Annotated in this window: 22 protein-coding genes; all 22 read right to left on the bottom strand. The window is 41.2% G+C overall.

Annotated features, from left to right (window positions below; all coding sequences use genetic code 11):
• Positions 1-73 precede the first annotated feature (73 nt).
• The 22 genes from H6G17_RS29195 to H6G17_RS29090 all read right to left on the bottom strand — a co-directional run bounded on the left by H6G17_RS29195 (position 74) and on the right by H6G17_RS29090 (position 23,339).
• Positions 74-277: a Mo-dependent nitrogenase C-terminal domain-containing protein gene (locus tag H6G17_RS29195; protein ID WP_242038667.1), complete on the bottom strand. Its 204-nt coding sequence runs from the start codon at positions 275-277 to the stop codon at positions 74-76.
• 364 nt (positions 278-641) lie between these two features.
• Positions 642-1,823, bottom strand: coding sequence for a glycosyltransferase (locus H6G17_RS29190; protein WP_192162042.1), 1,182 nt, complete (start codon positions 1,821-1,823; stop codon positions 642-644).
• Positions 1,824-1,837: 14 nt separating this feature from the next.
• Positions 1,838-3,109: an O-antigen ligase family protein gene (locus tag H6G17_RS29185; protein WP_192162041.1), complete on the bottom strand. Its 1,272-nt coding sequence runs from the start codon at positions 3,107-3,109 to the stop codon at positions 1,838-1,840.
• Positions 3,110-3,308: 199 nt separating this feature from the next.
• A complete protein-coding gene (locus H6G17_RS29180; RefSeq protein WP_192162040.1) occupies positions 3,309-4,262 on the bottom strand; it encodes a glycosyltransferase family 2 protein in 954 nt (317 codons plus the stop codon).
• A gap of 32 nt (positions 4,263-4,294) precedes the next feature.
• Positions 4,295-5,728: a lipopolysaccharide biosynthesis protein gene (locus tag H6G17_RS29175; RefSeq protein ID WP_192162039.1), complete on the bottom strand. Its 1,434-nt coding sequence runs from the start codon at positions 5,726-5,728 to the stop codon at positions 4,295-4,297.
• Positions 5,729-5,740: 12 nt separating this feature from the next.
• Entirely contained in the window at positions 5,741-6,802 is a 1,062-nt protein-coding gene (locus H6G17_RS29170) for a hypothetical protein (RefSeq protein WP_192162038.1), read from the bottom strand.
• Between the two features lie 29 nt (positions 6,803-6,831).
• The gene (locus H6G17_RS29165; protein ID WP_192162037.1) at positions 6,832-7,596 is read right to left on the bottom strand and encodes an amino acid racemase; all 765 of its coding nucleotides are present in this window, start codon (positions 7,594-7,596) and stop codon (positions 6,832-6,834) included.
• A gap of 103 nt (positions 7,597-7,699) precedes the next feature.
• On the bottom strand, positions 7,700-10,018 hold the full coding sequence (locus tag H6G17_RS29160; protein ID WP_192162036.1) for a polysaccharide biosynthesis tyrosine autokinase: 2,319 nt from the start codon (positions 10,016-10,018) through the stop codon (positions 7,700-7,702).
• Positions 10,019-10,052: 34 nt separating this feature from the next.
• Positions 10,053-11,483, bottom strand: coding sequence for a sugar transferase (locus H6G17_RS29155; RefSeq protein ID WP_192162035.1), 1,431 nt, complete (start codon positions 11,481-11,483; stop codon positions 10,053-10,055).
• A gap of 685 nt (positions 11,484-12,168) precedes the next feature.
• A complete protein-coding gene (locus H6G17_RS29150) occupies positions 12,169-12,783 on the bottom strand; it encodes a nucleotidyltransferase family protein (RefSeq protein WP_192162034.1) in 615 nt (204 codons plus the stop codon).
• A 4-nt stretch (positions 12,784-12,787) separates the two neighbouring features.
• A complete protein-coding gene (locus H6G17_RS29145) occupies positions 12,788-13,903 on the bottom strand; it encodes an XdhC/CoxI family protein (RefSeq protein ID WP_192162033.1) in 1,116 nt (371 codons plus the stop codon).
• The gene (locus H6G17_RS29140) at positions 13,900-14,472 is read right to left on the bottom strand and encodes a (2Fe-2S)-binding protein (RefSeq protein ID WP_192162032.1); all 573 of its coding nucleotides are present in this window, start codon (positions 14,470-14,472) and stop codon (positions 13,900-13,902) included. The genes H6G17_RS29145 and H6G17_RS29140 overlap by 4 nt, the downstream gene beginning before the upstream one ends.
• A 387-nt stretch (positions 14,473-14,859) precedes the next feature.
• On the bottom strand, positions 14,860-15,576 hold the full coding sequence (locus H6G17_RS29135; protein WP_192162031.1) for an NHLP leader peptide family RiPP precursor: 717 nt from the start codon (positions 15,574-15,576) through the stop codon (positions 14,860-14,862).
• A 475-nt stretch (positions 15,577-16,051) separates the two neighbouring features.
• Positions 16,052-16,777, bottom strand: a complete 726-nt coding sequence (locus H6G17_RS29130; protein ID WP_192162030.1) for an SDR family oxidoreductase — start codon at positions 16,775-16,777, stop codon at positions 16,052-16,054.
• 210 nt (positions 16,778-16,987) lie between these two features.
• On the bottom strand, positions 16,988-17,440 hold the full coding sequence (locus H6G17_RS29125) for a VOC family protein (protein ID WP_192162029.1): 453 nt from the start codon (positions 17,438-17,440) through the stop codon (positions 16,988-16,990).
• Between the two features lie 36 nt (positions 17,441-17,476).
• Positions 17,477-18,295 carry a nuclear transport factor 2 family protein gene (locus H6G17_RS32940; protein ID WP_199317086.1) on the bottom strand — a complete coding sequence of 273 codons (819 nt, stop codon included), beginning with the start codon at positions 18,293-18,295 and terminating at the stop codon, positions 17,477-17,479.
• A 62-nt stretch (positions 18,296-18,357) separates the two neighbouring features.
• Complete coding sequence (locus H6G17_RS29115) at positions 18,358-18,735, bottom strand: nuclear transport factor 2 family protein (RefSeq protein WP_015154217.1); 378 nt, start codon at positions 18,733-18,735, stop codon at positions 18,358-18,360.
• A gap of 137 nt (positions 18,736-18,872) precedes the next feature.
• Entirely contained in the window at positions 18,873-19,322 is a 450-nt protein-coding gene (locus H6G17_RS29110; protein ID WP_192162028.1) for a hypothetical protein, read from the bottom strand.
• Between the two features lie 38 nt (positions 19,323-19,360).
• Positions 19,361-21,070, bottom strand: coding sequence for a thiamine pyrophosphate-binding protein (locus H6G17_RS29105; protein ID WP_192162027.1), 1,710 nt, complete (start codon positions 21,068-21,070; stop codon positions 19,361-19,363).
• A gap of 82 nt (positions 21,071-21,152) precedes the next feature.
• Entirely contained in the window at positions 21,153-21,980 is an 828-nt protein-coding gene (locus tag H6G17_RS29100; RefSeq protein WP_192162026.1) for a type 1 glutamine amidotransferase domain-containing protein, read from the bottom strand.
• A 38-nt stretch (positions 21,981-22,018) separates the two neighbouring features.
• The gene (locus H6G17_RS29095; protein WP_192162025.1) at positions 22,019-22,702 is read right to left on the bottom strand and encodes a DJ-1/PfpI family protein; all 684 of its coding nucleotides are present in this window, start codon (positions 22,700-22,702) and stop codon (positions 22,019-22,021) included.
• A gap of 415 nt (positions 22,703-23,117) precedes the next feature.
• The gene (locus H6G17_RS29090) at positions 23,118-23,339 is read right to left on the bottom strand and encodes a 4-alpha-glucanotransferase (RefSeq protein ID WP_277876112.1); all 222 of its coding nucleotides are present in this window, start codon (positions 23,337-23,339) and stop codon (positions 23,118-23,120) included.
• Positions 23,340-23,424 lie beyond the last annotated feature (85 nt).

The following is a 23,424-nucleotide window of genomic DNA, read 5'->3' as shown; positions in this document are numbered from 1 at the left end:
TTGGGCAGAGGCTGACATATGGCGAGCGTCTTTGAGTTTCATGGCACACTCCAGACTTAGCTACTTTTTTATGTTAACTAATCCCTGCTCTGGTTAGTAACTTGCATAGGGGCGGAATATGAACTAGGATGCGATTGAAGAACTTGATTTCGCGCTCAAACGGACAACTGGATGGAATTGCTTTACACAATAAATGGGCTTTTTTAGAGTCACGAATCTCAATTCCATCCAACCAAAAACAAACTAGTTCTTTTAGATTGACAAGCTTCATCATCATTTTCACTCCTTTTTATCTGTAGCACTTGCGATCGATGCATAAGATTTGGAAGTTGTAAGTCGTAAGTTGTCATTACGAAATAACAAACGAGTAATGACATTCATTTTGCGTGTTGTACAGTTCGATCGGATTGCTATAGATAGTTAATACTGGTGTTTAGCAATTTAAGCTTTAGGGAAAGGTGGGCAATGCCCACCCTACTACATGGTGGGAAGAGTGTTACATCCAACTCGATGTTTTTCGGTGAAAATAAACTGGCAAACCTGATAGTAAATCTCAGAAGCTGTTATCTTCAACCTTGATGTTTAATTTACAACAACAAAAGTGTCAAACTAGGAACAAAAAGGTAAGAAATTGGGAAAAGTTAGGATTGCAAGATTGAATTGTGAACTATTTGTGTGCTTACCTTGGGTCGCAAAGTAGTGTAGTAAATATCTTCCAGAATACTAGTTTGACTGCGAAGATTAAATCGGGTGCGGACTCGTTCTTGACCGTTTTGGCTAAGTTGCTGCCATAAGGTTCGGTCGTTAAGTAAGAGCAAAATATATTCAGCTAGTGTCCTCCAGTCTCTTTCTCTAGCCAGGAAGCCTGTCTGACCGTGTAATATAGCATCAGGGATACCAGAATGCATCGAACTGACAACTGGCAAACCCATTGCTTGAGCTTCGATGAGAACAATAGGAAGCCCCTCTGAATCTCCTGTAGCAGCCGTTACACTTGGTGCAGCCAGCAAAAGCGCCTGATTCATCCAGTTTTTTACGACTTGTGGCGGTTGCGTTCCGAGAAAACGGTAGCGACGTAGTTTTATCGCTGCCATGTTTTCTAAATCAACCCTTAACGGTCCATCACCAATTATCACCAGCTCCACTTCTGGCATTACTGCTTGTACTTGGTTCATAGCTTGAATTAGATATTTACACCCTTTCTTCTCAGCTAGCCGTCCTACAAACAGCACGATTGGACGACGTTGCACGGATGGATCGGGTTGAAAAGTTTCTGTATCGACACCAATATGATGCACGACTACTTTATTTGACGGAAAATCCTGCTCTAGTAACTTCTGCTTAATAGACTCAGAAACCGCAATAAATAGCCGTGCCTTCTGCTTTAGTACCTCTCGACGACGCAGATAAACGCGGTGACTCCAGAAGGAGGCTTTTGCATACTTATCGTGCATAGTAGCGTCATAACCGTGGAACGTAACTACGAGCGGGACTTGTAAACATTGCGCTAGTGGCAAAGCGATCGCCCCATCTGGGGCAAAATGAGCGTGAATCAGTGCGGGATGAAGTCGCTGTAAAGATCGCACAAAATCGACAGATGTTTTCCCCCATAACTTATAAGACAGCTCATTTGTCAAGCCTAATAATCCACCTTGATTGATGGCGATCCGGCGCTCTTGAGGAAGTTGCAAGCCTTGTACGAGACGAGAGCCTACATAATAAGGAATGAAATCCCGTAAGGCTTCTGCTTGTTTTTGCACAAAGGTTTCTGAGGCAGGCAGGAGATTATTTCGATAAATTAGGACAACAGGTTTGTGAAGCATATTTGATTGTTTTCCTATGCTGAAAATTTCCGAGTTGCAGGCGGTTTAGCTGGCTGAGGCTGAATCGTCATTGAGAAAACCGTTGAAACATAAAAAATCCAAAAAATATTGTTTTGCTGCAAGATAATGCTGTCGGTCATGTTATACGGCAACAAGAATGTCAAAAATGCTAATGGAAACATTCCTGTGGCAGTTTGGTTAGTACGCGCCCAGATTAGCGATCGCCCAAAGTAAATCGAGAATCCCAAGACAAATACTGCAATACCTAGTAAGCCTAAATCGAGTCCTAATTGTAAATAACCATTGTGAGCGTATGTAGGTTCCCAAATCAATACGTTCCATACCCTTCCAGATTCGCCCTGCCAACCCAGCCAGAAGGCACTGTACCCATAACCCAACCAGGGATATTTTTGGATTGCTTGCAGCAAAACAGACCACAATTCCGTGCGTCCGGTAAAAGTTAAATCCCGTCCGGTAGCAGCGAGAATTGCTTCCATTTGATTCAAAAGCCATAGAACCATAGCTGCACCAAGCGTCACTGTCATGACAACACAATGCATGAATAGAGGATTGCGCCATCGCCACAGGCTGTAGAGTGGCAATAGAGCGAGAACAATTAGGGAAGACAAAAGGGGTGTTGCTGACGTTGACAGCAGCATTAAGGCAACTGAAAGTGCAAAACCAGTCCATGCAATCCATCGATATCTGTAGCTATAAAGAGCAAAAAGCGAGAATAACACCACGCTTAAACCCATAGCTCGACCCAAAGCATTTTTGTGCACGAAGATTCCTCGCCAAGCGCCGATGTGTCCCCCTTCCTGGTGAACTCCGTAAGCTGGCAGGGCGATCGCAAACAGAAAACTGAGTACTATTGCTATACCTAGAGTCCACGCGAGCAACTGCAATTGCTGTTTTAAACTGTAGCGCGTCGCTAAGTACACCCCAAATAAAGTTGTCATGACGAGTGCTACACTACGGCGGAGAGTGACTATTGGTGCAACAGACCAAAGCACAGAGAAAAGCGCGATCGTGACTAGCAGGATTAATAGCTTTTCCTTGAGTACGAGTTGCATAACACTTTTCCACCGCAGCAGAATGAGGAAGAAGGTGACTGCATAGACCCCAAATAAAAAAATTTGCATGACTGGATCGCCTTCAGTTGCATCAAGTACAAATCCTTCTTGACGGCGGAAAAGCGAAATTAAAGCATCTGAGAAAAGTAGTAGGGCTAAAACTACAAATCCTTTTTCAAATAAGTTTTTCTGAATGGCAATTTGTAACCTCATTTTTTATTTCACTAACTGCGATTGATATTTATTTCTAGCAAAATTACAGTTTAAAATATCAGAAATTCACTTAATTAAAAACTCAAATTTCGTCCTCTCTAACCCTCTGACAAAAGGAGAAACTCATGCCTCCTTTTTAAGAAATTCGGGGACAGCTACGTATCTTCTGCAATAATAAATACATAAATCATTATCGCTTTTAAATTTTTAGACTTTTTATACTATAGTAAACCGCTCTTATGTTAATCTCTAGTCTTTCTAGAATTGAAATAGAAAGCAGATATTTTTTGACAAGTTCTTGAGCTGATGCTTCCACTCCGCCAGTGCGCCAGTAAATGCTAAGTCCTTTGGCGAAAGATTTATTAGTAAAGTTTACTAATTCAGGAAATCTAACTCTCATCCAGTTAGCCATAATTAAAATCGATCTTGCCATATATTGTTGTCGATCGCTCCTAGCAGTGTAAGCGTTACAATCGTGTACTCTTTGAATAGTTAGCTCTTTATCTAAGAAAAAACCTGGACTTAAGGCGATTGCCGAAAATTTCAAGCAGCGGTCAGCTGAGGTTTTATGAGCTTTATACTGAGGCAAGGGAAAAATTTGCTTGAGCAGAGAACGTGTAAAGCACAAGCCAGAGGTCGGAGGTATAATAAAATCTATTTTTCCTCGTTCGAGCATTGATGCTCTAAAATCGCATTTTTGCGATCGCTCTTGCTTTGTTTCCTCTGTGATAGTTACATATACATTGTCACGGCATATTCGTTTTAGCAACTTACCCGTTTTCATATCCATTACCTTAAGGTTATGAAAACACCAACCGATATCTGGGTTATTTTTAAATACATTGACAACTTCTGAAACTTTTTCTAATAGAGCCAGATCGTCGGCATCAAGGAAACAAATAATATCACCTTTAGCTACGGTAAATCCGACGTTCAATGCTGACGACTGACCCTCATTTTCTTTCAAAACTGGAATGACTCGATCTTGATAACGAGCGATGACTTCGCGAGAATCATCGATAGAACCATCATCAACTACAATAACTTCCAGATGAGAATAAGTCTGATTTAAAGCACTTTCAATTGCTTTGCCAACGTAACAACCATAGTTACAATTATTGATAATTATACTAACTAAAGGTCGATCGTTCATATCTCATTACCTTCTCTGTCATATCGAATCAGTTAACGCATGAAACTCAGAATGTCTCCAAATAACTTTGGAGCGAGTATGAAAATTGTTAAGGCATAAAAAATAGCACCGATTAGCGTATAGATTGCTAGTGAGACTGGTAGAAAGAGCAAACCATGCAAAAAATATTTGGCTGCCAAAATAGCACTTACCATAACCGAGGTTGCCGCGATCGCGATCGCATATTGACGTAGATAGGCGATCGATTGTAGAGAAATTAATTGACGAACTACGTATATAGAAATTGGAAAAGTCAAGTAGCTACCAATAACATAAGCTAACGCAACAGCTACAACTCCCCAACGAATTACTAGTACAAAACCTAGAATATTAACTACAGCAGTTAGACAGTTTATTCCCAATTTCCAAGCTGGTTTCCCTTTAGCCATCATCACAGTAGAATTGAAGTTAAGCATTGAGTGGAGAATGCCAACAAATGCTAATACTTGCATAATTGGAATACTCGATCGCCACTGACTGCCAAATAATATCTGTACGACTTCAGGCGCTAACACAGCCATACCGATAAAGGTTGGAAAAGCGACGAGACTTGTTAGTTGCGTCACAGTGTAGAACGCACGTTGCAATCGTTCGGGTTCTGCTTGCAGTTTAGAAAAAGTAGGTAATGCAACTTGGTTAGTGACGGTAATTAGTAATTGCGTCATGACCAATAACACTCGATAGGCAATGGTGTAATATCCTAGTGCTACAGGACCGAGAAAATATCCAATTAAAAAATCGTCAGTGCGGCGATTAAAGAAATTGATTGCGTTTAATCCGATCGCATTAATACCAAAAGCAAATAATTCCTGGAAGTGTTTTACAGAAATACAAAATCTTGGTCGCCAGTCACTAGCACTCCATAAAACCACAGCTCCTACTAAAGCACCCGCTAACTTTTGACCGACAAGACTCCAAACACCGAAGCCACCAACCGCCATAGTAATGCCGATTGTACCAGCGCCTAGAGTTGCCAAGAGCGATCGCGCTGCGACAAACTTAAAAGCCAATTCGCGATGAAAAATTGCTTGCTGTACGCAACTGAAGGAGTTCAACAAAAAACTCAGCGACAGCCATTGCAAGATTGGTGCTAGTTGTTGACGGTTGAATAAATTAGCAATTGGTTTAGCAAAAATGATGCTGCATATAGTTAGTAATATACCAACTGTCAAGTTTGCCCAAAAAGCAGAATCTAGATGCTCTGGCTCTAATTGCTGGCGTTGAACGATCGCCTGAGATAATCCTTGGTCGAGAAAGATTTCCATCAAAGCAATAAAAACGCTAGCTAAAGCAACCAGACCAAATTCTTCTGGTTTAAGTAAGCGAGCTAGTAGAGAAAACACAGCAAAGGAGATTGTCTGACTACCCCAGTGCTGAATCACAGACCAAACTACACCTTTGACTACTTTTTGGCGGATGTCCATCATAGGATACCCTAGTTACGATTTTGATGGATTTAACAGTGCTGTTTTAAAGGCTTTAGCTAACTTTTGCAGAGCAATTAGGCGATCGCTGGGAGACAGAAAACATTTCTGCTTATCGAGAGGTAGATCGAGAGGATTGTAAATCATAGTGGCAGAGGGAGTATTGTTAGCATCAACAATGTACAATCGTCGATCGCTTCTATCTCTGAGTATGTCTAATTCGCCGTAATCTAGTCCTAATTTTTGGCAAAAACATAAGATTTTACTAATTTCTACTTCAGAAAAAACGTCTTGAGCCTCCGCTAACCGTACCGAAATTAGGTGAGCAAAAGATCTACCAAAGCGATGTTCGACTGGGAAGTATTTTAAATAAACAAAGGGAATTATATATTTAAATACCGGAACTCTTAGTAGTAGTACCTTGCCGTCTTCTACTTCATTATTGATGAGTTTGTTATAAACAATACCTGGTTCTACTGCGTCAATCGGACAAGAAATTATCTTGCCGTCGTGCTGACCGTTTAGATCGGATTTCATCACGCATTGTCCGGTATATGTCAGCGGATCTACAGTGACGCTGTAACCAAACACAGTGTGAAATACTCGATCTACATATGATTTGCTAATATTTTCGCAGTTTATATTGACAATGCTAAGAATTGGATTTTGAACTGATAATCGAAATAGTACGTAATCCTTTGGGGAAAAAGTTGCATCTTCCCACTTAATGCATAGATCGAAAGCTGCTTCGGGGTTATTAGTGACGTTATAACCTAGAAAGAGGCAGATATAGTAAATTGCCCCAGAAGTAGGAAACTCTGGGTAGAACAAGATTGTTTTTCTATTAGCAATTAACTTTTTAGTTGTTGCTACTTGATTTCGGAAAAGATTTGATAGCTGCCGATCTATTACGGTAGAAAGATTATACTTGTACGTTCTATATAAATGAAGTAAGGGGAAAGGTATGTATGTTTGTAGTATTTTGGCGATCGCTGGGATTGATTTGAACCCAAACAAGCGTAGTAGAGCAAAAACTATCTTCACATACTTACCCTGTGATTTATGTATTTGTGACATATTGACCGTCCAATAAAAACTGGTTTTGGTTAATGTTTATTGAAGGAATAAATAGGCGATCGCCTTCTCGAATCGATAGTTATAAAATCTGTATCGTGTGATTGTAAATCGATGAATTTTCTTAAGTTTGTTGCTATAATTAAGAGCGGATCTACGACGCGATAATATCGGGCATTATGTTGGATAAGGTACTTCGCAAGCAAGTGAAATTCCGTGCATCCGGCAATAAAAGAATTTACTTCATATTTATTTAGTAATGTGTTGAGGAAAGCCAGAGCTGATTTCTGAATACCTTCTTTTTTTATTTGATAAATCAGATTGTGAATCTGTTTATGCTCTGCTTGCGGAACAATTATGTATGGTTCAGCCCATTTCCACAATCTATGTTGTTGAAAAATACATGCATTTAGCGTTCCTTGCGTACAGAGTAAAAGTTGATGTTCTTGCCTATTTAAGACTTCTTCTAGAATTAAATCGACCAAAGACACGATCTTCTCTCTCAAAATTAATGGAACCTTGGGAAGAAAATAATGTATAGTTATACAAGGGATGACAATCTTATCAACACCCAATAAGTAAAGTGTTTCTAGAACTGTAATTAGATCGTTAAGTAATAAATCATCTAAGCCATTAGCGATCGCTTCTGTGCGATCGGGAATTGTCGGATCGGAGTAAAGAAAACATACAGGCATTTCTTGTTCTCTATCAGCAAGATTAAACTCATAGATTGTTTTTAAAAACTCCGCAGACGCAAGAGGACCCATTCCCCCCAATATTCCTAAAACTTTTTTCATACGTTCCTCAACTTTTTTCTAAGGTTTAACAGTTTTGCTTGTTTTACTAGTTAGCAATGATTTTTGCGATCGAGTGCCTAGTCTTGCAGAAACTTTCAAATTCTCAAGTAGAATTATGAGTGTAGCTATTAGATTTAAAAGAAACTTTTTTAGAAGATACGTTATTATTTTTTAAATTCATTTTTCTGAAAGATACTGAAGCAGTGTTAAGTTTTTCTTCTTTGCTCCAGCTATTAACGACCAAACCTAGAGGTTTTTGAACAGAGCGCTCTAACAACTCCTTAGCAGCATCAGCACTGACGTAGTTAAGTAATCTAGGTCGTGCTACAAATAAAACGCCATCACTCATATGACTCAAAGTGAGAGCATCAGCCGCATGGCTGAAAGCAGGCGCATCGATAATTACAAAGTCGTAACGAGCAGCAAAATAATCAATTAATAAAGCCATTCGTGGGGAGTCTAGCAGAGCTATAGGTTTAGGAGGTATGGCTCCAGCGGTCAAAATATCTAAATTAGCCACATCAGACTTTTCTATGACCTCAAATCCAGCTTGACCGCTTAGAATATTGCTTAAACCAGATGTATTAGACAATCTCCAAATTTGGTGCTGTATTGGATGGTGCATATTTGCATCTACTAGCAGAACTTTACGTCCTATTTCTGCCATAGTTGCGGCTAAATTAGCTGAAATTGTAGACTTACCTTCTTTAGAGATAGAGCTTGTCACCACAATTGTTTTGAATGCTTTATTGGAATTTTTTAAACTACTGACAAAAGTTCTGAAACTGAGAGATGGCTTAATTTTTCTTCTTGCATGAGTGTCTTGAATCGAGGTACTATCTACTGGATATAATAGATGAAAAAATTTTAGATTAGCCTGAAGGATATTGAATGCCTCACTAATAGGAGAATCAGGCATTTCCCTTACAAAAACTGGTGGAATATTTTGCTGTTCATCCTGATGATAACTATTAATTTTTCTCCCAAACTGAGGAATATTACCTACTACTGCGTAGCCAAAAATTTTTTTGACTTCTTGAAGTGATTTAATAGATTTGTCCGTTATTTCTAAAATTAGAACGGCGATTGTAGAAAGAAAAATTCCTGATAAAATTCCTAAAATGGCGATCGAGGCTGGTTTGCGAATAGAAGCTTTTGTAGGAACTAAGGCGTTTTCAATTATAGTAGCATTACCTGTGTTTTGGTTTTCTGCCAACCGCACTTCTTGAAATTTCTGCAACAAGGTTTGATAAGTAGACTGAGCTGCTGCTAGTTTTCGCTGCAGCTCTCGCTGTTCCTGTTCTAATTTGGGTAGAGTCGTGAGTCGTTTTTTAAAGCTAGATTGAGCTTTAGATAGTGAAGTCAAACGACTATGTATAGCCAAGCGCGTTCCCTCCGTAGCAGCAAAATCTTCAATCAGTTTTTGTTGACTTTCTCCAATTTGTAAACTCCGATTAGATATTTGCGTATGAGTTCCAAGTGCTTGTTGAACGCGATCGTGCAATAATGAATTGAGACTATCTCTTTGATGCTTTAGACTGATAATCGTAGGATTATTATCTGAGAAGCGATTTTGTTGAACTACTATTTGGCTTTCTACTTGTTGTAATTCTTGCAGAACTTTTTGCACCCCTAAAGACTGATTGAGAGAGTTTATAGCTAAGGCATCCTTTGAAGTCATACCTACTTTCTGTTGAAGATTTACTGACCGAGTAGTAGCATCAGCAAAGTCAGCTTCAGTTTGTTTGATTTTGTTTTCTAACTCCTCAATAATTTTGACTGCCGATTTAGCTTCCTCATCCAAAGCTACGACTTGATTTTTTTCCTTAAATTGGCGCAAAGCTGCTTCTACCTGACGGACACTAGCTTCAGCTATGGGTAATTGCTTGGCAATAAATTTATTCGCCGTAACAGCTTCAGTACGATTAGCAAGTAAATTTCTAGTGATGTAAAGGTTCATGAGTTTGTTGACTACTACCGCAGCTTGCGTAGAATCATGACTTTTATAAGAAATTACTAACACATCTGTTGCACCAATATTTTTTACATCGAGCTGTTGTTTGATAATTGTTTGTGGGTCTAGAAGAGCGCCATTTTGGTCTTTTAAATTAAGGGTGCTAATCGTCTGTTGCACCAGAGGAATAGAACGAATAATCTCTATTTCTGTATTGAGAGGACTGCTCTTTGCTGTTAGAGGAGGATCTAATTCTCCTAATTGTTGACCTACTCCTGTTAAAGAAGGAGTACGGCTAGCTTTTAATAGGAGTTTTCCTTGAGCTTCGTATTCAGGTTGTTGCAAACATGCTACTAAGGTTGCAAGGACAGAAACTAATCCAAAAGTAGCTACAGCAGGTAACCAATTGCGTTTTAGGCTCTCCCAATACTTTTGCAAATCTAAATTAAGATGTTCTTGAGATTCCATAAGATCTTTTTAATGCACGAGCGATAAGTATTTTTCAGTAAGCTCCTGTTTTCTGAGCTACAGTCACAATAGTTTTTAGCAAAATCTGTAAATCCAACCACAAAGACCAGTTTTCTATGTAGAAAATATCCAAAAGCAGAACATCTTTAAAGTTAGTAATTTCCGAACGACCGGATGTTTGCCAAAGACCAGTTATTCCTGGTAAAACTTCATGGCGAATTAATTGAGTTTCCGAAAGTTGTTCAATGTCCCTGAGCGGTAGCGGGCGAGGACCAACTAAACTCATCTCACCACAAATTACGTTGAATACTTGGGGCAGTTCATCTAAACTATAACGTCTTAAAATACGTCCAACTTTTGTAAGGCGAGGGTCATTTTTAATCTTAAATAATATACCGTCCTTCATTTCATTGAAGTTTTCCAATTCCTTTTGAAGCTTGTCTGCATTATTAATCATTGTCCTAAATTTCCAAACATTGAAGTGTTTACCATGCAAACCTACGCGAGTCTGTTGATAAAATATAGAACCGGGAGAATCTAGTTTAATTAAAAGCGCGATCGCTAGATATAGAGGTGATAAAAATAAGATAATTAGAACGGCTAGGCAAAAGTCAAAACAGCGCTTGATCTGAAAATCTAATCCTGCAATTAATGGCGGAGAAAGTTTGAAGAAGGGTATGCCGCTTTTTAGTGATAAAAATGCTCCCATTTTCTCCTCTACAATTTCTTCTAAACTAAGTGGCAAAATATTGAGTGTTATGCCATGATTACGCAATCTCCAATAAAGAAACATTCGTTGCTCTATTTTGTGCCAAGAACAGACAAATACTTCAGCTGCTCCTGAACTAGTAATTTCATCAATTACTTTGTCTATACCATATTTCTCTAATGCGTAAATTGGCAAATATCCTATAATTCTGTAATGGTTTTCTTGTACTAGTAACTGGGTAGCTTTTTCAATATCTGTAGGAAAACCAATAATGAAAATTGGATTACAGATTCTACCTTGTTGGCGTAGCTTGTTAGTAGTAAAGTTTGCGCACAGTCGTCCAGCTAAAGAGAACAATACGCTGAGTAACCAAGCCCAAAAGAAAGTAGACCAAGGAATAAAATGATGTGATTGATAGGAAAAGACAATCGATAGTAGCAAAAGATGCGATAAAGTTAGTGCTTCGATTGAGCTTGAATATTTACAGTATTCTTCATTAGAGTTATATAGTCCTCGTGCTACCATTATCCCAATATGAGCAATCGGAATCGGTAAAAGTAAGTTATTTAACTTCCAGGGAAAATCTAGAGGAGTGCAAAGAGTCTGGGTGGTATGCCATGCCAAAGATAAAAGTATGTAATCCACTAAAACTAGTATGATGCGCTGCACCCAATCTACACCAATTCCCTTACTTAAGGTTGTAAAGATAGGTGCGCGAAGATCTAAATTAGCGGCTGGAGAAGCGATCTTAACCATCTCTAATTCCTTTCTGAATACGTAGTAAGTTCTAGAATTACTATTGTTGAAAACATGTGTAGTAGACCTATTGCTTGACTTAATTGCATTACCGTTCTCATAAAGATTTATGAAACTGAATTAATGATTTGGAATCATTTTTTACTTGAGGTAGCATTTTGGTTACTTACTTTTAGTTTGTGCCATCGTACTACCAGAAGCTCAGAGAGCCAACCAAGTAGTAAGTACAGTCTCTGAAAACTAAGCTGTGGCTTGAAAGCTGTTCTGCTTGTAAGTCTCTTTGTCTCAATAGTCACTACAGTTACTTGAATGTTGAATTTGATACCTTAGCTTAGAGCTAAAAAAGTGAAAAACTTGGAACAAAATCAGACATTATTGATATGGGTTTAATTCCGGGGTTGTGTTACAAAAATCGGTGCTGAGCAGATATTATATTCTTTTTAGGTAAAATATTTTGTCTTAATGAACCCTAACCATCCCTCTCAGTAGGGACATTTTTAAATGCGAAATTATTTTGCTATGTGTGAGGTCGTAAGTCGTTTGCAGCAGGTGTGGTATTAAAAGCACTCTCCCAACAGAGTAGTGTGCTGAAAGCTTTTTGGGCAAAAACTAGGAAAGCACTTTACTCGTGCTGAAGCACGCCTCTATACTCTAGGTTAGTATCATTGTTTGCATCGTTCAGAGCTTAACCCTCTGTCCGGTGCTTGGAAACCACTTCAGTTTCCAATTGCTGGAGGTCGTCCTTAGTATCGATATCATGTGGATTGCCGATGCGATCGCAACTGACTTCCACAACTGGGTAAACTCGCATCAACTGTCTGGCTCCTTCATCCCCCTCAAGTTTCATGGCATCAAACCATAACGAACGAGCAAGGAGGACGGGGTTGCGCCGAGATCCTTCATAGGTAGCTACAACAAAAGAAGCTCCTTCATGGTATGCAGATACGAGACGACGATAACAAGCAGCCGTCACGAATGGTTGGTCGGCAAGTCCAATACAGAGAGCATCAATAGATTTATTCGGCTCTAACATCCACAGAGCTTGTTTTAGACTTGAAGCAATTCCACTTTGCCATTGTAGGTTATGTACTATACTCACTCCTGGTAAGGCTGCGGCGGCTACTTGCAGGGAATTGTAACCGACGACAAGTAAAATTGGGGCAAGACCGCTATCACCAGCAGCCTTAAGAGCATAGGAAACTAGCGATCGCCCCCTAAACATTGCTAAAGCTTTAGGAGAATCCCCTCCAAACCGAGAACCTCTACCAGCAGCAAGGATAGCAATAGCAACCTGTCCCATGTGCTTACTTGACGTGAATTGATTTTTGTTGGGTCTGAGAAAGCCTACAGCCGCTACGTCCACTCTTAAGCGCGATAACTTCAGCCATAATTGACACAGCTGTCTCTTCTAGAGAGTTAGCACCAATGTCTAGCCCAATTGGGGCGCAAATCCGAGCCAATTCAGTTTCAGTGAGTCCAGCTTCCTTAAGACGACGAACTCGATCTGCGGTGGCTTTGCGGCTTCCCATCGCGCCAATGTAAGCTGCTGGTGTTTGTACTGCGGCTATGAGCGCAGGAACATCAAACTTAGGATCGTGAGTGAGTACGGTAATAATGGTACGAGCGTCTATCTGGATGCTTTGGAGATACTGACCGGGCGAGTTCACCACGATCTCGTCAGCTTCAGGAAAGCGTGCTGGTGTGGCAAAGCGAGACCGAGCATCACATACGGTTATCCGATAGCCTAAGATCTTACCTAGCTTGCAAAGCGATCGCGCAAAATCAACAGCCCCGATCGCAATGAAGTGCGGTTGGGGTACAAAGGACTCAATAAAAATTGCCACATCCGCCTGCCCGCATTCCCCGTTAGCACCGTAGTAGCTCAAGTTTTTCAGTCCTTGAGTTAATAGCCTTTGAGCGTCACGAGACACCGCCTGCTCTAGCTCTGCGTTGCCAAGAGAACCAGCGATCGCACCGCGATCGGTCACTAACATCTTAGCTCCAACATTCGTCCCCTCAACTAACATACAGAGTGCTATGGGCTGCTCTGATGCTTTGCAGATGGCATCAAAGACAAAATTCATTGACAGCTCGCTCCCAAAGCACTTTTGCGTCAGGGGTTCTACGAAAACTTGAATAGTGCCGCCACAGGTCAAACCAACCACAAAACCCAGTTCGTCAGCCATTCCATATGTTACTAGCCGTGGCTGATTCAGTGCGATCGCTGCTAGTGCTTCCTCAACGACTGCTCCTTCAACGCACCCACCACTAATAGAACCAGCGACCTCGCCGCTACTCGATACAGCCATAACAGCTCCAGGTTCTCTGGGACTTGAGCCTTGAGTGCAGACAACAGTTGCTAGTGCCACAGAGTCACCCTGATTCCACCAGCGTTTGATATCAGCAACAACGTTCCTCATTGACTTTTTGCCTTTAGGGGTACATTAGCTGTTCGCGCAATTGGTAAACACTCATGAGCCGTTACAGTTTCTGGCTTAGCTGTTACAGATTCCATCTGCATTTTTTCTACAGCATTTTTTTCTACAGCATAATGTACGGCGCGAACGGCGTTTGGATAGACACCACAACGGCAAAAGACACCATCTAGCCAATCTCGAATTTCTGCTTCGCTAGGTTTAGGGTTATTTTGTAATAAATCCGTGAGTGACATAATCATAGCTGGCGTGCAGTAACCGCACTGTAGCCCGTGCATGTTCCAGAAACCTTCTTGCAATGCACTAAGTTGACCGTTTTGAGCAACGCCTTCAATCGTCATGACATCACTTCCACTGGCTTGAACTGCCAAGACTGTACAGCTTTTTACTGACACGCCATTCAGCATCACTGTACAAGCACCACACTGTCCCGTGTCGCAGCCGCTCTTTGTTCCCGTTAAATTGAGAATATCGCGGAGAAAATCTACAAGTAGCAACCGTGGCTCAACATCTGCCGTATACTGTTTGCCGTTGACTTTGATGATAGTTTGCATAAGATTTTGCATAAAATTGTTTTTCTAAAAATGTGTTTTTCTAAAAATGAGACGCAGAAGCGATCGACGTAGCAAAATAGCTGTTCTGAATTAAGCGTAGAACTGGTTGAAAGAGCAAGAAGTTAGCACTTTGTAGCTGATTTGCCAGTCCTTTTTCGATTCTGAACTTATGTTTTTTTACTTCTCAGACATACTCCTACAAACTGCAATATATTTTTTGTCAGTGTACTATAGTAGTCCTATTTGATTCGTGAAAAAATTTAAGTACAGTGTTATCGCGCCGCGTAACGCACTCCTATACGAATAAATGGTGCGTTACGCCATCATGCTAACGCACCCTACGTATATTTCAAAAATCAAATATGAGTTCTATAGTAGCTTTTTCGTTTAGCCAACCACTCCTATTACTGTCTGCTTTGCTGGCTGCCGGAAACGCAAATTAACAAACCACCACCATAAAGCGTGTGATGCTTGCCACCACTCTCCCATAGTAGAATTTGCATCTAGCTTATTGAACTGGGGATTTTTAGGTAGTATGAAGTAAATGAGATTAGCAGTTTCTTGTAAGGACTGAATCTTCAGGTTTGGAGGAAAAGGTATTCCCATTTCTCCTTCAAACACAGCTCTTGGATTAGATGTAATCTTTTCGTGAAAAGCCTCACTTGTCCAGGTACGAACGATCCAAAGTGCTTGCAAGCTCTCTCTATAAGCTCTTGCTTTTTCAGCGCCACAAAGACGATAGTACATTGTCCACCAAGTGTGAATTAGCGTCCACCAGGTAGAAAACTGCTCGTATCTGTACCATTGCTCTTCCGTTGGTGGAGTTGCAGGAATCACAAAGTAAAAGGTATCCTCAGGTTCCTCTAAAACTCTAACTTCTACATTCGCAGGAAATGTAATATTTGATTCTCGTTCAAAAACGGCTTTTGGATCGATTAGTATTTCTTGTTTGAGCGATTCATCATTCCAAATGCGATCGATTAGTCGTGCTTGTAAAGCTTCGTAGTATGGTCCAAAATCTGTAACATCTACATTGGACCATAACTTTCTAACCTTGGGAAACTCAGCGAGAATTTCTGGAGATGTGCTATTTGCTATTGTCATTTTGCTTTCCTTCACGATGAAAGATGTAATTTTGTTTTTAAATTTATAAACTATTTTGTATACAATCAAGTCTCTTTATTTAGTTAAAAGTTATCATTGTTTTGCCGCTCGTTTTTTTAATAAAGACTTGTAGAAAAACATAAATTATATGGCTTCTGGAAAAGATTTAATTAATGACGGATTGACAGCAGAGCGCAAAATTTTTTCAACAATGTAGCTTTTCCCGTGTAGGTGTAATACATGCGTAGGGGCGCTTTCTCTGTGCGCTCCGATAGATCTATGCACCTCATTCAACTGAGAATAGCTATAATCATGCAAAAAATATAAATAAAAATTTCGTTTAAATTAAGTAGAGGCGAGAGAAATACTAATATCTCTCGCCTACTGATAACTACTCATAATGCGTTGTTTGGCATGAATAGCACTCATTATTTAAACTGTGCTTTGCTGCTTGTGTGCGATCGCAAATGTCTACCTATACTGGCTGAGCTACTGGTACAGCTAAAAGTCTGGGAATCAGAATATTACCTGGTTGCTCTAGAATAAATCGAACACAACGAGCCACATCCTCGCTCTGAAGTGGGTTTGGCACAAGCTCGTCATAACCTTTCATCCCACGCGATTTCCAAGAGTCATACAGGTTAGTAGCAACTGCACCAGGCTCAACTGTCGCAACACCAATACCAGAACCAGCCAACTCCATCCGCAAGGAATCAGTAAAAGCTTCTAAGGCGTGCTTAGTACCGTCATAAACAGCTAACTTGGGAGTCGTTTTCAGCCCAGAGATACTAGACATATTGATGATATAGCCACTACCCTGTTGCTTGAAATGCCGCAGTGCTACGTAACTCATTCGCACTACAGCCTCAAAATTAATCCGAATCATTTTACACAAAGCTTCGATGTCTGCATCCTCAATTGACATCATATGCATTACACCGGCATTGTTGATGACAATATCCAGACGACCCAATTTTTCTAAAGCTACATCAACTAAGTGTTGTGGCAATTCAGAATTGGTTATTTCCCCAGGTACGATCGCCGTTTCATTATTCATTTGAGCGGCGAGTTCTGCTAGTTTTTCTGGCGATCGCGCTGTAATCAACAGCTTCATCCCCGCCGCATCTAAACTCTTGGCGATCGCCGCTCCAATGCCGCTACTAGCTCCTGTAACAATTGCTACTTTATTTTGTAAATCCATAGTGGCTCCTTTTACTGTTAACTAGATCGACTGATGCTCATGTAGAATGCCTACATCTCTTGAGTAGCTCAAAGCTAGCTCTAATTCTTTTAGTTAGAATGCCTTTCAGCTTAGGGACTAAAAAACACTGACGCAAGGATCGAAACTTCGATGCAAGTTGACAATCTTTCGATTTGACTATCTTGCTCTTATGTGCCAGCGTTTATATTTTCAGTAAATAGAAGCAACTTGATTCGCCTCTAAAGACGGCGGATTATCCTGATCGGTGTATCCTTGACTAATTTCGATAATGTTACCGTTTGGATCGGTAATCCAAACCGATCGCCATCCACTGATAAACTCATCAAAGTTGAGCGGTCCTAGAGAAATTTTGGCATCCTCACCCATTTCTGCTAGCTTAGCATCGACATTATCGACCTGAAAGCCCAGGTGTCGCCAGCCTGGGTAGGCGGGTCCATCGTTACGAATCTGGTAAGCAGGAGATTCTTCCTTTGCTTGAATCAACTCAAGATACATATCACCCAATTTCAGAAACACAATCTGTTCCTTGCCAAGTGGTGCGACCCGAGCGCGTTGGAAGCCGAAATATTTCGTGTAAAATTTTTCAGTTGCAATTGGATCTTGGCAGCTGATTGCCATCTGCGAAAATTTGAGCCAAGCCATAACTTAGATCCTTACTAAAGCTGGACAAGAACGTATTTATGCGTACGATCCATCGGGATATTGAACGACACCAGCAAAGTGAACGGCAATTTTGCCATCGCGCAATACCCAATTATCGTAGAAACTCATTTCACCAACTTCACCGCTAGTGCTGCGAGTTTTGAGACTTTCTACCATCATCAGCGTATTCTCGGTCTCTGCCCACTGGTTCAGCGAAACTTCCAAATCTTCTAAACTGAAGATGCGGCTTTCAAAAAACTCCTTGAGCTGTTGTCGCCCACGGATGTAAAGTGGCTGGCGATTTTCAGTTAGGGTACTAATTAGTAGCAGATCCTCGGCGTACTGGTCGAGCAATCCTTCGACATTCTTGGCTTTAATGAAACCGATATGCTCTTTATAGAGCTTACCTAAAGGAGATGCAGGAATTGCTCCGACCTTTCCTGCATTAGCATACGTGCTATCTGGATACTGAATGACTCCAGCAAAGTGAATAGCAATCTTACCATTTTGCAAATACCAATTGTCGTAGAATTCAACATTGCCAACCTCACCGCTAGTGCTGCGAGTTTTGAGACTTTCTACCATCATCAGCGTGTTCTCAGTTTCTGCCCACTGATTCAACGAGACTTCCAAATCTTCTAAACTGAAAATGCGGCTTTCAAAAAATTCCTTGAGCTGCTGTCGCCCACGGATATAGAGCGGCTGGCGATCTTCAGTTAGGGTACTAATTAGTAAAAGATCTTCGGCGTACTGGTCGAGCAATCCTTCAACATTTTTTGCTTTAATGAAACCGATATGCTCTTTGTAGAGCTTGCTCATCGGAGACAATAGTAGTTGTTCCATTGGTGTTTTCATAGCAATCCTTTATGCAAAAGATGAGAACGCAAGCAAGTTTTAGAGACAAAATGTGGCTTAGATTAAGCCCAAATCCAAAAACCAAAATGATAGGCAATTTTGCCGTCGCGCATCATCCAAGCATCTCCAGCATTCACTGAACCAAGATCGTTATTGAAATTAGCCTGGAAGAAAATAGTATCTTCAGTCTCAGTAAAATCAAGCGACTTGAGATCGATATGACCGATCGCTTTCATGTATTTATGAAAAAACTGTTTAATGTTTTCACGCCCTTGAATTGTAATCGGTGCGGGCATGTCAGCAAAGCCGTTGAAATAGGTGATTAACACAGCGTCTTCCGTGTAATCTCTATCTACCATCTCATCAACTTTTCCGGCTGCGATCGTCTCTAGATGAGTATTAAAAAACTTGCGCCCAGGAGAAATTGTTGAAGTTACCATTGTCTGACCTCTTTTGATTTGCAGTTAAACTGGATTGACGAAATAGTTCGAGAAATTATCTCTTATGACACTCTTCTATTGAAAATTCCACTTCCACCGATCGCGTATGCTGATGATGGAAGTAGAAAATTCTTGCCTTAAAGCCGAGCCGACCCCTCATAATAATCAAGAGAGTCTACAATATACGTCTCAATGACTGGTTTCCCTGTCTGAGGCGATCGCTGCACTACCCAGGTCTGATAAGCATCTAGAGTAATCCGATCGCTTTTCGCTGCTGGTGGATTCCACACGCTAGCCTCCCATTTCACCACCACTTTGACATCAGCCTTATCTCCTTTGGGAGTCACTTGAACTTTTTTTAAGGTGTGAACTTCGTCGAAAAAAATACCAATCACGCGCTCGTACCAATCTTTAAATCCATCAAAGCCGTAGACAGTTGCTTCAGGAAAGCACATTTCTGAGCCTTGCTCAGCTAACATGGGGATATATTCTTCAAGTGGTGCGTGAACGTCTAACTTTGAATACCAATCCGCTGCTAATTGCTGTACTTCAACTTGAGATAGAGCTGCGATCTTGCTTAATGTCATGGTTTTTTCTCTCGATGATTAGTAGGAATACTGGTTTGCTATTGACCGCACTTAACACCAATTTTTGAGCTTGCAACCTCATTGGTCAGTACTAAGTCAATTAAGAAGGGTCCATTGTAAGCTAATGCTTTCTGGATGGCTGATTCGATCTCGTCAGGCTGTTCAACTCGTATAGACTGAACTCCCATAGCCCGTGCTAACTCATCAAAACGGATGTCTGGATTGCCTATGGTGAAAGAAGTTGGAAAATCGTGTTCTGCAATTCCTCGTTCGCGCCAATATTGCATAATATTGAGCTTGAGTATTTGATAACTGTGATTGTTGCAGATGACAAATTTAGCATCAATGTTGTGATGTGCAGCAGTCCACAATGCCTGAATGGTGTACATACTGCCACCGTCACCAGTGAAACCAATAACCGTTTTATCTGGATTAGCAAGCTTTAAACCAATTGCACCTGGAATACCAACACCAAGGGAACCACCCCGCGTTTGAAAATAATATCCCAAAGTTGTAGGGGGAATGTAACGACAAAGTTCTTCAGAGTTAGTGATTGCTTCATCGAAAATTACCGTATCTGGTGGTATATGCTGAGCCAAGTCTCGCGCAAAACGCGACAGATGCAAAGGTACTGAGTCGCAGACAGCTTTATCAGCCTCAAGCTGAGTCGTTAATTGCTGCTTTTTAGCTTCAGCTATCCGAATAGATCTTTGAAATGCTTCCTGCTGCTGTTCGGGAGTCATCATTGATTCTAAGCTTGTACCTAGAGCTGCAAGGGTAGTTTTCGGATCGCTAATCAGTCCGAGATCTACTGGGAAGTTTTTTGCAATCTCATAGCTATTTAAATCAATGTGAATCACTTTTGCATTGGGAGCAAAAGCACCAGAGAGTGCGGGAAAGACTTCAGGGAAAACATAAGTGCCGCAAATTAACACTGCATCTGCTTGAGAGGTAATGCGACGGCTAACTTCGCCAAACATATGCCCGAGCAATCCTCCAAATAGAGGATGGGTAGCGCTCATGTTTGGTTCCGATGAATCTGCTCCCCATACTTGAGCGCCAAGCAGCTCGGCAACTCGGATTAATTCAGCTTGAGCATCTGAAAAAGCCACTCCATCACCTACCACAATTAAAGGCTTGGTTGCAGTAGCTAGTATACTTGCGGCTCGTTCGATCTGGTCTGGTTCGGGCGTAACTCGCGAGATCGGGAAAGAAGTTGGGATCGCTTCTTCTTCATTAGGAGCATCAAGAATATCCATTGGCAAACTAACGAAGACAGGACCCATTGGCGGTGTACCAGCAATCTTAATTGCCCGACGCAAGACTCGTAAAAGAGAAGCAGGATCGACAACCCGAGTAGCCCATTTAGTCACGGGCTTGGCTATGCTCACAAGGTCAGATGCCATCTGAGCATCCATTGCATCGTACATGATGCCTGCTTCACCAGCTAGCACGACCAGTGGTGCATGACCGCGCATCGCTTGGTACATCATGCCAATTCCATTTCCCAATCCAACACCACTGTGTAGTTGCACAATTGTTGGTTTTTTGGTGGCACGGGCATAGCCATCAGCCATACCTACTGCAATCGTCTCTTGCAAGGCAAAGACATATTTGAATTCAGGCTCGTAGTGACTTAAAGCGTCCAGAAATCCCTGCTCGACTGTGCCAGGGTTGCCGAACATGTATTGTATGCCATCTGCAAGTAGTTGTTCTATAATCGCAAAGCGCCCATTTCTGTTAGCCATAGTTTTCGTTTTCCTGGGCATAATCTATTTGCTGGTAGCGATCGCGCAGTTATTGCAAAGCCAAAAATCGCTTGGTTGAGATTTACCATCCATACCGTCTTAGCCCTTTCTCTAGGACTTCTACTAACTTCTGACCAGTTGTGTAAGAATCTGCGGTAGACCGTCCCGTGATAAATGGATAGTCCACAATTACAGAAATCTCTCTGCCAAAATTACCGTGATACTCTCCGTCTGGAGCTGTCGCATCACTGAGGATATACTCTAAGGGATAGGGAGGTGGACCCATATTCAGATCGCTGCCAACAAATCCAGTCCCATCTAGGTAGTCATACTCTTTACAGTGACCTGTGACGTGTTTACCTCGAATAATACTCTTGCGTTCTACCAGATCGCGAGCAAAAGCCAGACAAGTTACGCCATAGCACTCCGCAGCGATCGGCTTACCTAGCTTGTAAAAACTGAGAATCAGGTCATGAACTCGATGGTTATTTACCAAATCGACGATTGGACCGCTACCACCTACTATCAATAGAGCGTCATATTGTACTAGATCCTGCTGTACCTCGTCGATCGCGTTGTTGTATGCTTCCATTTCTCGCAGAAATTTTTCAGCACTCCAATAAGGGCGATCGGGCAACCATTCTGAAAGGATAATTGGATTATCTAGCCGAGGATTCTTTGGATCTTCTAATCGCTTGACTTTTTCCGCCATCTCCTCAGATACAACTGTCCGACCTAAAGGAGGGTCAACGAAAGTAGGATCTAAGCTAGGAGGCAGCGCTACTGGTCTTTTACCAGTCGGAGTTGCAAAGTCAACTTGGTATCCTGCTGCGTCAAAGGTTTCCAGAGGACCTACTAGTTCTTCACCCCAGTAGCCGTACTCTGACAGAATTGTCAGTATTTTTCTCATAGAATTATCTCCTGCATGTGAATTTGTTTTTGAAACGATCAGCTAGCAGCTCTTGCTCTTGCAAAGGGAGTAGCAGTTTTTTTGGTTGAGAAGAGATTTGTTGCTGAGGAAATTTGTTGGATTCGTTCGGTAATAGCGTCTATGAATGGATATACTTCGTGTCGCGATCGACCAGTAACTAGATCGTCATCTACAACTACTCCTGTGGGTGAGGGTTCGTAAATTGCACCAGCATTCATGATGTCTGCAAGCACAACCTCATGACAGATCACTCGTCGTTCTTTAAGTAACTCTGGCATTGGTGTTAATATCCACAATCCGTGACATAGCGCTCCTTTGACAATCTTAGGATTCGCCATAGCTTTAGCATAAAATTGTACTGCTGGCGAAGTGCGGACTTGTTCGCCACCGATTGGTTGACCCTCAGGTGGTTGGAAGAAACGCAGACGCACGCTGGTGTAATTGGCAGTCATGATCACGGCTGCATAGTCGTTAAGATCTACGTTTTGAAAATCGATATCTACTTCTATAGTTCGAGGTGTAGCGCCTGTATCTTCATCGCTAAAGAAGCGAACGCTCGGTTGACCCCAAAGCCTAGACATTAAATGCACCGTTGCTTTTAGTTCCGAAAAGCGCTGCTGATAAGCTTCAATTTCTTCAGGAATGAATTCACTTTCGAGAAGAACGGCGATTTTCTTACCTCCAAGGGATCTGGGTATCATGTTAGTTAGATGTCCTTGTTTTGTGCTTATTTATTGACTGGATAATTGTATTGAGAGCAAGTGTTTAGTAAGTCAATTTCATTTTATCCCGTACAAAGTTAAGAGAAAATGGTTGAATTTTTGTAGTAAGTTCATATTTTTTTGACTTTGCCTTGTATTGATTATTTCATAAGAAAACGTCCATTTTTTTTGTGAAAGGTCATATTTTTGATAAAGATAATTTTTTATAAATATAGCTACTTCTTTTTAACGTTGAATGTAGCTGTATTTAATTAATGCCTGCCAAATACCATACCCTTAGAAGCATTTCTATTGGGAAGAGGGGTGAAATATGCTAATAATCCGGCTAGCACAAAAAGTATTAAAGTAGCTACGATGGGAAATTTATGATGTGTCATTGTTTGTAGTCAGAAATTTAAAGAATAGGGGTGCGACCGTAAGTTTCTGCGATCTTTTTGAGGCGATCGCGCAGCTGAGGCGTTAAATTAGACTGTTGATATCTCCAACCCCAGTTTCCTACTGCTTTACCAGGAAAATTCATGCGAGAGTTCGTACCCAATCCCAAAATATCTTGAAGGGGAGTAATTGCCCGATCTGCAACAGAGCTTTGCGCCAAGCGAATTACTAACCAGAGCAGGGATTAGTTAACATAAAAAAGTAGCTAAGTCTGGAGTGTGCCATGAAACTCAAAGACGCTCGCCATATGTCAGCCTCTGCCCAAG

The sequence above is a fragment of the Chroococcidiopsis sp. [FACHB-1243] genome (assembly GCF_014696895.1).
Classification (GTDB): domain Bacteria; phylum Cyanobacteriota; class Cyanobacteriia; order Cyanobacteriales; family Chroococcidiopsidaceae; genus Chroococcidiopsis.
Note: the sequence above shows the minus strand (reverse complement) of the source record. Positions and strands in the feature narration are given on the sequence as shown.

Coding starts and splice junctions, on each gene's coding strand:
- H6G17_RS29160 (WP_192162036.1), bottom strand. CDS start 10,018: ATGGAATCTCAAGAACATCTTAATTTAGATTTGCAAAAGTATTGGGAG.
- H6G17_RS29180 (WP_192162040.1), bottom strand. CDS start 4,262: ATGAACGATCGACCTTTAGTTAGTATAATTATCAATAATTGTAACTAT.
- H6G17_RS29170 (WP_192162038.1), bottom strand. CDS start 6,802: ATGTCACAAATACATAAATCACAGGGTAAGTATGTGAAGATAGTTTTT.
- H6G17_RS29135 (WP_192162031.1), bottom strand. CDS start 15,576: ATGACAATAGCAAATAGCACATCTCCAGAAATTCTCGCTGAGTTTCCC.
- H6G17_RS29150 (WP_192162034.1), bottom strand. CDS start 12,783: ATGGGACAGGTTGCTATTGCTATCCTTGCTGCTGGTAGAGGTTCTCGG.
- H6G17_RS29140 (WP_192162032.1), bottom strand. CDS start 14,472: ATGCAAACTATCATCAAAGTCAACGGCAAACAGTATACGGCAGATGTT.
- H6G17_RS29110 (WP_192162028.1), bottom strand. CDS start 19,322: ATGACATTAAGCAAGATCGCAGCTCTATCTCAAGTTGAAGTACAGCAA.
- H6G17_RS29130 (WP_192162030.1), bottom strand. CDS start 16,777: ATGGATTTACAAAATAAAGTAGCAATTGTTACAGGAGCTAGTAGCGGC.
- H6G17_RS32940 (WP_199317086.1), bottom strand. CDS start 18,295: ATGAAAACACCAATGGAACAACTACTATTGTCTCCGATGAGCAAGCTC.
- H6G17_RS29185 (WP_192162041.1), bottom strand. CDS start 3,109: ATGAGGTTACAAATTGCCATTCAGAAAAACTTATTTGAAAAAGGATTT.
- H6G17_RS29100 (WP_192162026.1), bottom strand. CDS start 21,980: ATGAGAAAAATACTGACAATTCTGTCAGAGTACGGCTACTGGGGTGAA.
- H6G17_RS29195 (WP_242038667.1), bottom strand. CDS start 277: ATGATGATGAAGCTTGTCAATCTAAAAGAACTAGTTTGTTTTTGGTTG.
- H6G17_RS29165 (WP_192162037.1), bottom strand. CDS start 7,596: ATGAAAAAAGTTTTAGGAATATTGGGGGGAATGGGTCCTCTTGCGTCT.
- H6G17_RS29125 (WP_192162029.1), bottom strand. CDS start 17,440: ATGGCTTGGCTCAAATTTTCGCAGATGGCAATCAGCTGCCAAGATCCA.
- H6G17_RS29105 (WP_192162027.1), bottom strand. CDS start 21,070: ATGGCTAACAGAAATGGGCGCTTTGCGATTATAGAACAACTACTTGCA.
- H6G17_RS29190 (WP_192162042.1), bottom strand. CDS start 1,823: ATGCTTCACAAACCTGTTGTCCTAATTTATCGAAATAATCTCCTGCCT.
- H6G17_RS29095 (WP_192162025.1), bottom strand. CDS start 22,702: ATGATACCCAGATCCCTTGGAGGTAAGAAAATCGCCGTTCTTCTCGAA.
- H6G17_RS29175 (WP_192162039.1), bottom strand. CDS start 5,728: ATGATGGACATCCGCCAAAAAGTAGTCAAAGGTGTAGTTTGGTCTGTG.
- H6G17_RS29145 (WP_192162033.1), bottom strand. CDS start 13,903: ATGAGGAACGTTGTTGCTGATATCAAACGCTGGTGGAATCAGGGTGAC.
- H6G17_RS29115 (WP_015154217.1), bottom strand. CDS start 18,735: ATGGTAACTTCAACAATTTCTCCTGGGCGCAAGTTTTTTAATACTCAT.
- H6G17_RS29155 (WP_192162035.1), bottom strand. CDS start 11,483: ATGGTTAAGATCGCTTCTCCAGCCGCTAATTTAGATCTTCGCGCACCT.